The organism is Nocardia ninae NBRC 108245 (assembly GCF_007990755.1).
Lineage (GTDB): Bacteria > Actinomycetota > Actinomycetes > Mycobacteriales > Mycobacteriaceae > Nocardia > Nocardia ninae.
In genome coordinates this window covers 1-12,607 of the sequence record NZ_BJXA01000141.1, presented here as the reverse complement: position 1 = coordinate 12,607, position 12,607 = coordinate 1, and the positions used below count along the sequence as shown (strand labels likewise).

At 68.9% G+C, this 12,607-nt stretch carries 9 protein-coding genes; 6 read left to right on the top strand and 3 right to left on the bottom strand.

What is annotated here, in order from left to right:
- From NN4_RS43440 to NN4_RS43430, 3 genes are all read right to left on the bottom strand, one after another.
- Positions 1 to 2,263: helicase HerA domain-containing protein (locus NN4_RS43440; RefSeq protein WP_246181432.1), on the bottom strand; the 2,263-nt coding region annotated here is incomplete at its 3' end.
- Positions 2,260 to 3,270 carry a TRM11 family SAM-dependent methyltransferase gene (locus NN4_RS43435; RefSeq protein WP_147143999.1) on the bottom strand — a complete coding sequence of 337 codons (1,011 nt, stop codon included), beginning with the start codon at positions 3,268 to 3,270 and terminating at the stop codon, positions 2,260 to 2,262. The genes NN4_RS43435 and NN4_RS43440, both read right to left, overlap by 4 nt.
- A gap of 52 nt (positions 3,271 to 3,322) precedes the next feature.
- Positions 3,323 to 3,982: a hypothetical protein gene (locus tag NN4_RS43430; protein ID WP_147143996.1), complete on the bottom strand. Its 660-nt coding sequence runs from the start codon at positions 3,980 to 3,982 to the stop codon at positions 3,323 to 3,325.
- A gap of 445 nt (positions 3,983 to 4,427) precedes the next feature.
- Between NN4_RS43430 and NN4_RS43425 the strand changes: the two genes are divergently transcribed.
- The 6 genes from NN4_RS43425 (at position 4,428) to NN4_RS43395 (ending at position 12,601) form a co-directional block, all read left to right on the top strand.
- Entirely contained in the window at positions 4,428 to 5,348 is a 921-nt protein-coding gene (locus NN4_RS43425; protein ID WP_147143992.1) for a hypothetical protein, read from the top strand.
- Entirely contained in the window at positions 5,345 to 5,752 is a 408-nt protein-coding gene (locus NN4_RS43420) for a pilin (RefSeq protein WP_147143989.1), read from the top strand. The genes NN4_RS43425 and NN4_RS43420 overlap by 4 nt, the downstream gene beginning before the upstream one ends.
- Positions 5,753 to 5,754: 2 nt before the next feature.
- Positions 5,755 to 7,608, top strand: a complete 1,854-nt coding sequence (locus tag NN4_RS43415) for a TrbL/VirB6 family protein (protein ID WP_147143987.1) — start codon at positions 5,755 to 5,757, stop codon at positions 7,606 to 7,608.
- Positions 7,605 to 10,550 carry a PrgI family protein gene (locus tag NN4_RS45570; RefSeq protein ID WP_186818912.1) on the top strand — a complete coding sequence of 982 codons (2,946 nt, stop codon included), beginning with the start codon at positions 7,605 to 7,607 and terminating at the stop codon, positions 10,548 to 10,550. Before NN4_RS43415 ends, NN4_RS45570 begins: the two co-directional genes overlap by 4 nt.
- A gap of 315 nt (positions 10,551 to 10,865) precedes the next feature.
- Complete coding sequence (locus tag NN4_RS43400) at positions 10,866 to 11,111, top strand: helix-turn-helix transcriptional regulator (RefSeq protein ID WP_147143984.1); 246 nt, start codon at positions 10,866 to 10,868, stop codon at positions 11,109 to 11,111.
- A gap of 89 nt (positions 11,112 to 11,200) precedes the next feature.
- Positions 11,201 to 12,601: a tyrosine-type recombinase/integrase gene (locus tag NN4_RS43395; RefSeq protein ID WP_147143981.1), complete on the top strand. Its 1,401-nt coding sequence runs from the start codon at positions 11,201 to 11,203 to the stop codon at positions 12,599 to 12,601.
- Positions 12,602 to 12,607 lie beyond the last annotated feature (6 nt).

Genomic DNA, 12,607 nt, shown 5'->3' with positions numbered 1-12,607 from the left:
GGGCCAGGTCTCGTGCGTCGTCGGGGCTGACGGCGAACACGATCTTGTTGCGGGCATTGGCCGAGATGCCGTCGCGCAGTTCGCGGGAGAGCTGGCCGAGGTTCTGGTGCGCCAGCAGCAGCGACAGCCGCAAACCTCGGGCTTCGGCGAGCATGTCCTCGATCGGGGTCGACAGGTTGAGGAAGTTCTGCGCCTCATCCAGCACAAGAGCCGCGTCGGGCCGCTCGGCGGCGGGCACCCGCGCCCGCGCGGTGACCGCCTGCCAGGTGCGTGCCACGAGCAGAGACCCGACCAGACGCGAGGTCTCTTCTCCGAGTGAGCCTTTCGGCAGACGTGCCAGGCAGATGCCGCCGTGGTCGAGGATGTCGGCGAACTCGACCGTCGAAGGCCCGCCCGCGATGGCCGAACGCACGAACGGCCTCAACAGGAACGCGCGCAACTTGTTCAACAACGGACCGGTGAGCTGAGCGCGACCGGTGTCGGACAGCTGCTCGTAGCCGTCCCAGAACCCCCGCAGGACAGGGTCTTTGGTGGTGCGGGTGACCCGGGCGCGAAACGCTGGCTCGGTGAGCAGTCGAGGCAGATCGGCCAGGGTCGCAGTGCCGGGCTGGGCACACAGCGTGAGCAGGCTCGCGCGCATGATGTCGTCGGTGCGCGGCCCCCACCATTGGTGGAAGATCCGGTGGAACACGGTCACGAGGTTGTCGACCGCGAGATCCATTCCCGCGCGCCCGATCCGGCCGATGTCGAGGGGGTTCACACACGGCGGAGGGGCGCAAGAGTCGGCATCGAAGAGCACCACCCGATCACCCATGCGCGAGGGCAGCCGGGACAGGACGTCGGTGACGAGGTCGCCTTTGGGGTCGATCACGATCACCCCGCGCCCGGCATCGGCGTCGGCGAGGATCGTGCGTGCCAGCAGAGTCGATTTGCCGACACCGGTCGGGCCGAGGATGTGCAGGTGATGGCGGGCGTCGGAGATCTTGACCGCGACCGGGCGGCGAGTTCCGGTGTCGGCCATGCCCAGTGGTTTCGTGTAGTCCCCGCCAACGGGGATCTCTGGTGCGGGGGACAGGGCTCGGGCTCCGGCCCGTTGCAGGCCGGGCAGGCCGGTATCGGTGGGCAGATGCGCGATCGTGGCCAGCTCGGGCACCGACAGCACATCCCCACGCCCGAGACGCCGCAGCCGGATCAGGGTGGCGAGGCGGAAAGGGCGACGCCGCCGGTAGTAGTTGTGATCGGTGCAGGCCCCGAACACCGTGGCCAGCGCGTCGGCCCGCCCGCGTGCCACCACTCGTGCCCGCGCCCTCGGGTTCATGTCGTCGGGGTGCACGGAGACCGGGATCGACGCGGCATACCGCACCACGGTTTCCCAGTGCGCGCCACGCGCTTTGGCTGCCGCCGCGCGGGCGGCAGCGCTGTACTCCATCACCGCCTGCCGGTCGCTGGCCCGCCCGCCGCTCACACCACCGGCCCGGGAGGAACGGGTGCCCCGGCCGGGTGTGAGCAGGTCGAGTACCTCACGCAGCAGCCCGATCAGCACTCCCGCCGCAGCATCGGTGCTCACCGCGGTGCGGGTGGCTCGGGCGACGCGGCGGCCGGTGACCGGACGGGCGAGGATCTGCACGCACGCCGCTTGGCCGGGAGCGAGTTCATCGGCGGCGGTGATCAGGTCGCGCACGAGATCACCGGAGTGGTCGGTACTCAACGGCAGTCCCTCGCGCCGCCCGAGCCGTAGCTCGCCTCCAGCCACGATCCGCCGCACGCCTTCGGCCGGGGGTGGTAGCGGAGGCCGGGCGGGCTCGAGAGTGTCGGTATGCGCGCCGGGCCACGCCGAGGCGATCGCGCGCTCGATCAACCCGGGCGGGATCGCACCGGGCACCCAGAGCCGGATCGCGGCACCCTCCTCCGGGGTGACGGTGTACTCGAACCCGAGATGCGGCTGTCCGGCCAGCACCCGCGCCCACGCGGGTCGTAGCTGCCCGATCAGGTGCGCCCAGAACGCGAGCGCGCCTTTGGCGTCGACCTCGGGCGGTGTGAGCACGGTGATCTGGCGAGCACGCGCACTCAGCCGGCGCCGAGGCAACCGCCCGAGTACACGCACCGCGGCGAGCACCCCGCCCGCCGCGAACAGCACCCCGATCGCGGTCGAGGACGAGAAGATGTCTTGCAGCGCTGCCGCCAGATCGCGCAGGGTCGCGGCCGGGGCGAGCAGCACCCGCCCCAGCCACCCCTGCTCGGGGCTCGCGATGGTGATGCTCACGCCGCCCGCCCCTCGGGCTCGGTGCCGACATGGGCACCCAACGGCACCGACGACCACTGGGGTTCGCGCTGAAAATTCTTCACCTTCGCTGAACTCACGCTGTTTTCGGGCTTGCGCAAAATGACGACGTCCTCGTGTGCGATGAGATGCATCGGCAGCCCGGCGGCGCGCTGCTTGACGACGAAGTCACGCTGAAAGAAGCTCGAGCGCGCGACGAGCTCACCCTCGGTGAGGCGGCCCAGCAGCGCCACGCAGCGCTCGACCGGGACCAGCCCGGCCAGCTCGCCGCACGTGACGAGATGGGTGGGCAGGTTCACCAGCTCGGCGTGCTGACGCCACGGCCGCGCCGTGATCACCACATGCCCGCCCGGGGCAAGGTATTCGGCGGCACCGGCGAGGATCTTGGTGAACCCGGACAGCAAGCGGCCGAGCCCGACGTTGGCGAGGTTGCCTCGGTCGAGCACCGCGCCGTAGCGGTGATCGAACTTGCGCACCGGGGCCTTGCCATTGGCACGGACGTGGCCGTGCACGGAGTCGCCGTAGGGCGGGGAGGTGATCACCAAACTCACCTGGCCTCGCAACTCGGCCGGAACCAGGTCGGGCAGCTTGCGGGCGTCGCCGGTGTAGACGGCCGCGTCGAGATCGATGCCCGCGTCACGAGTGAGCCCGATGTTGGCGCGGGCCAGCTCGGCCCATCGGGACTCGTACTCCACACCCACCGCGCGGCGGCCCAGATGCAAGGCTTCGACGAGGGTCGTGCCGATCCCGCACATCGGGTCCAGGACGAGATCGCCGGGACGGGTGTAGGTCTGAACAGCGTGAGCCACGATTGCGGGGAACATCTTCGCCGGGTGCGCGGTGCTGTCGGGGTGATAGCGGCCCCGCCGCTGCGCGGCCGGGGCGTTCTGGGCCGTCGCCCACACCGATACCGGCAGATCGGCGGGGCCGGTGTGTGCAGCGGTCGCGGAGTCAGTGTCGGCGGCCGTGGTGGTGGGGTCCGGATTCATCAGGTGTCCCTTCGTGAGATCGAGTCGGTGCGAGAGAGGGCCGGGACACGAGTCAGCCGTGTTCGGGCTGGAGGAACACGAAGACATCGGTGTGGGCGACGGCGTGACGCGGGCGGCCGGGCGCGACCGGGTCTGCGGGCGGCGCGGCGGTGACTGTCTGGTCGGTGACCGGGGCGGCGATGATGTGCTGGAGGTAGAGCAGATCGGCGGCCTGGGCGGCGGCCACGACCGGACCGGCCGGATCCAGCAGGACACCGGAATCGCTGTGGCGGCAACGAGACAGCACGACCAGCAAACCGCCCATCGCCATCACCCCGGTCGCGAGCGAGGTGACGTGCTCGGCGGCTTCGATCGGGTCGAGGTGATCGGCCAGCAGGCTGGCGATGACCAGATCCACCGGCTCGCCGGTCCGCCTCGATGGGGTGGGGGCGTCGAGGCCGTGGCGGTTCATCTCGCCGATCGCGGTGAGGGCCTGCGAGGTGTCGGGCTCGATCACCCGCAGCGCGCCCCGGGTGATCGGGGCGGGCCAGCCGACCAACATCACCCGCGAACCGCGAACGGAGAACTCCGTGATCGCGTGGGACAGGATCGGGGCGGGCCAGCGGTCGTCTGGATCGAGGGGCTCAACACCATGCGCCCACAGGGTCGAGGGGACCCGCACCGTGGGCGTCGGGGCAGAGGTTGAGCGAGGTCGGCGAGAGCTGGCGGTCATAGCGACTCCTGACGAGAGAGCGGTGTGTACTCGCTTACTTCCGCCGAAAAGCCGATTTTTGGACAACGCTCATCGAATATTTTCTGAGAATTTCTGAACGCACGAGAATCGTGCCTACCTTTCTGTTCGGAGCTGCCGAAAACTTTTTTCGAGCTTCTTTTCGACTGTTTGCCGAGGCGGGCTGGTGTGGTATCGGGACCGCACCAGAACCGCACCCGTACCGCACCGGTGCGTACACAGCGCCTGGTAAAGGCGGTCGCATCTGGTAGGTGACCGCACGGCGATGAATGGTCGCCGAATGTTCGCCCGATCGGTGCGGGTGTGGTGTGGGTGCGCTTTGGGTGTGGTGTGGGTGTGGCGTAAATGTGTTGTGGGTGCGTTTCGGGTGTGGGTGGCCGGTGTCCTTGTGAGGTCGGAATTGTTTCCACCGAGCAGGGAGTTTCTGGTGAATTCGGAATTCGTGAAATATTCGGGATCGGGCGGTTCGCCCTTCGGGGTGGTGCGGGCGGGGTTCGAACGGCTCATTGATCAGCCGTTGCCCGCCGATCCGCGACCGGTGCCGAGTCCGGCAGCCGCCGCGAGCCCCATCGGGTCCTGGGGCGGGTTGCGTGAGCGGCTGTGGGATCCTGCGGTCCCGATCGCCGAGATCGACGCGATCTGGGTGTGGCTCATCGAACGCGCACGCACCCACGGCGAGGACGCGATGCTGGTGTGCGCGGGCCTGGCGGTGCCGATGCTGGCCAGGGCGGCTGGGAAGTACGCGGCTGTGGGCAGCAGACACCGCCACGACATCGAGTCCGAAGTGCTGACAAGTTTCCTGGCCAACCTCGGGCGCATCGCGTTGGACCGTCCCGGGGTGTGGCATCGGTTGCGGTGGGTGGCCTACCGCGCCACACGCAGGGCGGCAAACCAGCAGCACTCGGAAGCGATGTCGGCGGGCGACATCGACTGCGACCTCGGTCCGCTCGCTACGCAGGCGCGCTCGACCATCGCCGAACCCGGCCATCCCGAGGCGGTGCTCGCCCAAGCCGTCGCCGCCGGGGTCCTCACCGCGCACGCGGCCGAACTCATCGCGGTCTCACGGTGGGAAGGCCGGTCGCTGACCGCGCTGGCCGCCGAACGCGGCCAGTCGCTGTGGACGCTGCACAAACAACGCCGTCGCACCGAACTCAGGCTGGCGGCCTGGCTCACCCAACGAAACCTGGACCTGGACTCGGGCCACACCAGCACGGTCGAAGCGGCGGCGGTGACCACCCTCGCGCCCCTCGCGCGCAGCGAGTCCTCGCCGCGGCGAGGACGCCGGCCGAGACAGGACACCTCGACACCCATGCCGTCGAGCACCGGGCACGGGCAGGTGGCCGCATGAGCGCGAACCGAGGTCACCTCAGCGAAGCGCCACCGGAGTCGGATCGACCGTCTGTGCTGTGGCGACGGTGGCTGCCAATCGTCGCAGCCTCGCCCACCACAGCGGCGCTGCTGATGCTGATGGCCGGATCGGCGTCGGCCGCACCACCGGAGCCATCGGTGCTGGCGATCGCCTCGTCGCTGGATCAGGTGCTCGACAACGTGCGCAACTGGCTGATCGGGATCCTCGCCGCGCTGGCGACGGTGTGCCTGACAGTGGCCGGTGCCCGCTATCTGATCGGCGCGGGCGATCCCGCCGAGACCGAGAAGGCCAAGACCGCCTTCCGGGCCGCGTGCCTGGGATACGCGCTGGCGATGCTGGCACCGGTGATCGTGGCCGTCCTCAAATCCATCGTCGGGGCCTGAGGATGAGCGCCCCACCCCGGACACGCTGCGCGCCTGCCGCACAGCCAGGGCCATCGCGCACCCTGCGCACCACTGCGGCTGCGGCGGCAGCGGTGCTCGTGGCGGTACTGATCACCCTCACCGGCACCGGCGGTACCGCAGCACAACCCACGACACCGACCGTCCCGGTGACTCCGACACCCAGCACGCCAGCACCGACGACCACCCCGCCGACGAGATGGGTGACCCCACCCGCAACCACGACGACTGCTCCGACCACCTCATCCTCGCCCGCCCCGGGTGATACCGGCTCGCCAGGTTCTGGCCCGAGCGCTGCCGAGTGCGGGGTCAGCAACATTTCCGGATGCGTGGAGAAGGCCATCGACGGGTTCTTCCAGCGGATCGTCGACTCCGCACTCGACCCACTACTCGAGTTGCTCTCGGCGACCCTGCTCACCACCCCCGAACCCGGCGAGATACCGCAGATCGGGGTGCTGTGGAACCAGTCGTGGCAGTTGGTGAGCGGCCTGTATGTGCTCGTGGTGATGGCGGCCGGAGTGCTGCTGATGATGCGCGAGACCCTGCAGACCCGGTGGTCGATCCGCGAACTCGCACCCCGGCTGGCGGCCGGATTCATCGCCGGAGCGATGAGCATGGTGATCGCCACGACGGCGATCGGCTTCGCCAACGCCCTCGCCGCAGCTGTGGCCGGTGACGGTGTCGGCTCCGACTCAGCGGCGGCGGGCTTGAAAGAGCTGGCCACGGCCGGTCCCCAGAGCCAGAGCTTCGGGCTGGTGCTGATGCTCGCGCTGGTGGTGATGTTGGTCGTGCTGATCATCAGCTACGTGGTGCGGGTCGCGATCACGATCTTGCTGATCGTCTCGGCACCGTTGGCGTTGATGTGTCACGGACTGCCCGGAGCCGAGGCGGTAGCGAGGTGGTGGTGGCGCTCGTTCGCGGCGTGCCTGGCGATCCAGGTCGTGCAATCGCTGACGTTGGTGGTGGCGCTGCGGGTGTTCCTCACCCCGGGCGGATGGGAGGTCTTCGGCCCCAACGCGAGCGCGATCGTGAACCTGATTGTGGGACTCGCGTTGATGGGCGTGTTGATCAAAACCCCGTTCTGGCTGCTGTCGGTGATGCGCATCGGCCAGGGCCGCAGCTTCGCCGGTTCGATCGCCCGCGGCTATCTCGCCTACAAGACCCTCGGTCTACTCAAAGGCAGCTCGTCTAGGGGCGGGCGTTCCACTGCCGTCACCCCGGCCCGGTTGTCCCAGCGCGGGCGGGTCGCTACCGCATCTGGGCCACCGGACCCCTACGCGCGGGTGCGCGCCACCCGCGACGGGCAACTGATGCTGCCCCTCGGCGGGGTGCGCCGAGTCCGGCGGCAACCTAGCCCGGCCTCGGCCGCCTCGACCAGTCCGACCTCGGCCCGCGCGGCGCGAACACCGCGTGGACGGCAACTCGCGTTCGACTTCACTGCGCCCGACCCCTATCGGGGAATCCGACCCGGGGCCGGTGGCCAGTACCCGCTGCCGATCCCGGTGCGCCGGGTGAGGCCCTCGCCACCACCACAACCGGCGCGGGCACCCGCGCCACAGCGACCATCTCCTCAACGTCGGCCCGAACAGCTCGCCTTCGATCTCCAGGAACCGCTTCCGGTCGATCCCTATGCGCGGGTCCGGCCCACTCGCAGCGGTCAGTATCCGCTGCCGTTCCCGGTGACCCGGGCCAAACCCGCACCGCCGCCGACCATCTCACCCCAACCACCCGCGCCCGCGCCGGTGCGCTCGGCCGGGCGGCAACTACATCTGCCGTTACCCGACCTGCCCGTGCGCCGCCGTGCGCCGCGCGCGCCTCGAGGAGGAACACTGCGATGAGCACCATCGTCCGCATTCCCGCCGACGTCGAACGCAGCGACCGGATACTCGGCCCGTTCACCATCCGCCAGGTCGCAGTCCTGGCCGCCACCGGATTACTGCTGTACTCGGCATGGCTGGCGACCAGGGCGGTGATCGCGCCCCAGATCTTCCTGGTCGCCGCCACTCCGATCGCGGTTGTCGTCACCATCGCGATCGTGACCCGCCGCGACGGCCTCTCGGCCGATCTGCTGCTCATGGCCGCGATCCGCCACCGTCTGCGCCCTCGCCACCTCGTGACATCGCGCGGGCACGCCGAGGCACCGAGGTGGATCACCGACCGCGCCATCCGATCTCGGCCTCGGCCGCCAGCTCCGGCGGCGTTGACCGCGCAGGCGGCACGGTTGCCGGAGTCGGTCGCAGGCAGCGGTAGCGGCGGTGTCGGGGTGATCGACCTCGGCGGCGACGGGCTCGCGGTCATTGCGGTCGCTGGCACCCTCAACCTGTCGCTGCGCACCCCGGCCGAACAGGACAGCCTCGTCGGGCAACTCGCCGGATGGCTGCACACCCTGCGCCAACCCGTGCAGATCCTCGTCCGCTCGGCCCGCCTGGATCTGACCGAACACATCACCGGTCTACACATCGCCGCACAGCAGATGTCACCGGAGCTGGCCGCCGCCGCCCTCGACCACGCCGGCCACCTCGCCGAACTGGTCGCAGCGGAGAACCCGACCCACCGCCAAGTGCTGCTGGTCTGGCGCGAACCTATCGAGGGCCTGCCCGCCACCGGGGTACGGGCCAGGCTGCCCGGACGTGGCCGGGCACGGCGAGCGCTCTCGGCCGCCGCGCGCCGGGGTGCGGAGTCGCGGCTGTTTCGCCGGATGAACGAGGCTGCCGATGTGCTGGCTCCGTTGGGGGTCTCGGTCACCGCCCTCGATGACAAGCAAGCCACGGCCGTGTTAACCAGTTGCACCAACCCGCAGGGCCTCGTCTCCGCAGCCGCCGACATCGTCGCACCCTCGGCGATCATCACCACCGACCCCGACTCCGCAGTATGCGACCCGTTCACCAGCGAGACCGGCTTCGCGCCCGAATCGCTGACCATCGGCACTCGGCATCTCGAGATCGGTTCGGACTGGACCCAGACTCTCGCGGTCACCGGATACCCGAGGGAGGTGACGGCGGGCTGGCTCGCACCACTGCTCTCCCATTCGGGGCGGGTCGAGGTCGCCATCCACATCGACCCCGTGGACCCGGTCACCGCCGCGACCCGCCTGCGCCGCCAGCAGGCCCGACTGGAGTCCTCCCGGATGCACGACGTCGGGCGGGGCCGGTTGTCGGACCCGCAGGTCGATGTCGCGGTCGAAGACGCTGCTGACCTGTCGGCGCGCGTCGCTCGCGCCGAGGCGCGACTGTTCCGGGTCGGGGTGTATCTGAGCGTGCACGCCGAGTCCGAAGCCGAGCTGGCCGACGAGGTCGCCGCCGTGCGGGCCCTGGCGGCGAGCCTGCTCGCCGACACCTGCACCCTGTCCTACCGGGCCGCTCAAGCCTGGGCCACCACTCTCCCGCTCGGGATGGACTTGATTCGGGTGCAGCGCACCTTCGACACCACCGCGCTCGCCGCGGCGTTCCCGTTCGACTCCCCGCAACTACCCGCCGTCGATCCGGCGCAGGCCGCGCGCCCGCACGGGGTGCTCTACGGACGCGATGCCGCCTCGGGATTGCTGTTCGTGGACCGGTTCTCTCCCGAAGCCCACAACCACAACCTGGTGATCCTCGGGCGCAGCGGTGCGGGCAAGTCCTACCTGGTCAAAACCGAGATCCTGCGCTCGCTCTATCGCGGCATCGAACAAATCGTCATCGACCCCGAAGACGAATACCGGCGCCTCGCCGAAACCGTCGGTGGCACCCACATCCGCCTCGGAGCCCCCGGCGTGCGACTCAACCCGTTCGACCTGGAAATCCATACACGCCGCGACGGGAGCCGCAGCGCTCCACCCGATGCCCTCACCCGCCGCAAACTCTTCATCCACACCTTGATGCAGGTGTTGCTCGGCGACCAGAGCACCGCTCAGAGAACAGCATTGGACAGCGCGCTGGCCGCCACCTACACCGCTGCCGGGATCACCGACGACCCCGCCACCTGGACCCGGCCCGCCCCCACGTTGAGCGGACTGCGTGCCCAGCTCGACAGAACCGGTGCCCCCGCCGCCGCAGAGCTGGCCGCCGGACTACACCCCTACGTGGGCGAGGGAGCCTACGCCGGACTGCTCGACGGGCCGACCACCACCGACCCCGAAGGTGGCCTGATCGTCTTCTCGCTGCGGGAACTGCCGGATGAGCTGAAGACAATCGGCACCCTGCTCGTGCTGGACGCGACCTGGCGACGGGTGTCACACCCGGGCAACCGGCGTCCCCGCATGATCACCGTCGATGAAGCATGGCTGCTCATGCGCCAGCCCGCCGGAGCACAATTCCTGTTCCGAGCCGCCAAGAGCTTCCGCAAACACTGGGCCGGGCTCACCGTGGCCACCCAGGACTGCGCCGACGTGTGCTCCACCACACTCGGCAAGGCGATCGTGTCCAACGCCGCGACCCAGATCCTGCTACGCCAAGCACCCCAAGCCATCGAGGAAGTCGCCGCCGCGTTCCACCTCTCCGACGGCGAGCAGCAGTTCTTACTCTCGGCCGCGCGCGGTGCCGGTCTCCTCGCTGCCGGGGGTGATCGCGCGGTGTTCGGATCGCTGGCCTCAGTTACCGAGAACGCCATCATCACCACCGACCCCGGCGAACTCGCGGCCAGCGCCGACGAGGGCGACACCGACATCAACATCGACACTCTGGCGTCGCTGGCGGCTCTCACCGAACCAGACGACCCTGCGACCGCACAGACCCATCACGGCCAGTGCGACATCGATGCCGATGAGAAGGAAGAGGTGACGCTCGAGATGCGCGCGGCCTGAGACCCGATGCGACACTTCACCTCCGCCACCGAAGACCGTCTCGTCACACGATCGAACCAGCGACCGCGATCACCACATCCGGTTCGCGCGCCGGGCACACGAATAGGCGGATTTGCGCCCCCGCACCGGCCACTGGACACGACAACGGGCATGGTCGGCAGGCCGGGGCCGGAATCGACTGCCGCTGCGTCAGAAACATTGCGCGAGAAGGCAGTTGACGAATCGGCAGCTAGGGAGCGTTGATAGACCCGACCCACCGCCCGCGCACCGGCCACCACCAACCTACGTTCACCGTTTTCCCGGGAAAGGATCCGAATGTTCGATCACACGCCCACCGATGACACCACACACCACGACCGGCGACCGGACTGGCTTACCACCGCCGAACTAGCCCACGAATACGGATTCGCCATCGGCACCCTGCGCTACTGGCGTCATATCGGCTACGGTCCCGCCTCTTTCACCCTCGGCCGCAAAGTCCTCTATCGACGCGAAGCCGTGCAGGCATGGATCACCGAACAAGAACAACGCACCCGGCGCGGTGGCACCGCCGCCGCCTGATCGAGTTGGCCTCCGCCGGTTTGTCCCACTGTTGGTAGCAGCGGGCGGCGGAGGCCAGCACCCCTTCACCCCACAAAGGAAATAGAGGCATGAATCAGACTAAACGAGGTCGCCCGGAACTGGACCCGGGCAGCGTCCCGGAACCGAACATGAAACCGCACCCGAGCCTGGCCGGTGTCTGGACAGCCTCGGGGCGGCCCCGCGACTGGAACGGCAACTACAAGCGCATCACCCGCTCCTCACCACCGGAGACCGACAGTAGGGGCCGGGCCAAGCCGGACCGGACCGGTGAACGCGCCCGCCGCGCCTTCCTCGACGCCGCCCAGGAATGGATCGATTCCTCGGTCACCCTCGCCAGCGCTCTGAACAGACGCTCCACCCTGGCCCAAGTGTGGGCCGCCTACAAAGACGACCTGCGCAAGCGCGGACGGCTCGAGGAAACGATCAACAACTACGAACCGATGATGCGCGACACCGTGAACCCGAAATACGGACGCCGCGAGATCGGCTTGGTCAACACCGCCGTCATCGAAGACATGCTCAGCTATGTCGCCAGTGAGCGGGGCGGCAGCGCACCCCGGATCCTGAAAGAGAACATCCTGTCGGGGATGTTCCGGTATTGCATCCGCGTCGGCGCGCTCCCACCAGGCAACCCAGTCCGTGAAGCGTTGTTGCCGAAACCGGCCAACTTCACCCGCCGCCGTGGCGGTGCCGCGTTCGTGGATTCCGCGACCGTGGGCTGCATCCTGATAGACGTCTACACCTCCACCGTGCCGTGCCCCACACTCGACAAACGGACCGGAAAGCAGGCATGGAAGCAGCGGGTGCCCACGGTCGCCGGATACTGCGAAACCCACGATCTCGCCGATTGGGTGCTGTTCGTCGCCGCGACCGGTTGGCGGCTCGGCCAAACATTGGGGGTGTGTGAGTCCGATATCGATTTCGACACCGGCATCCTCACTCCGCGTGGCGTGGTCCGTACCCGTGGCGGTTCGGCGCAGGTGTGGATCGACTACACCACCGACGATGCCCAGGATCTGAGCCAGGGCAAGTTCATCAGCAAGCCCGTGCAGCTGCCGCAAGTGGTACTCGACATGTTGGCCGCCCGGATACGCCGATTGAAGAAGGTCCGGTTGGCGTTGCCCCCGCGCCCCGAAGATGCGGATTGGCCCGAGGACTTGTTGTTTTTCGATCTGGACGACGGCGGGCCGCGAAACCTCAAAAGCATGGGCCGCCGCTGGCGGCGACTGGCCGCCGCGCTGGGTCTGCCCACCGGTGTCACGCCGCACAGCTTGCGCAAACACCTTGGTACCGAAGGCATCTCGGCCGGGCTCGACGTGACCAAGATCGCCGACCAGTTGGGCAACACCTCCCGGGTACTGCGGAATTCGTACGTGCGACGCCACCAGCCACACGCCGACGTCACCGCCATGATCGGTGAAAAACTCGGCCCCGCACTCAACGAGGTCGCCCGCCGCCGCTCCGGCTAGCGCTGG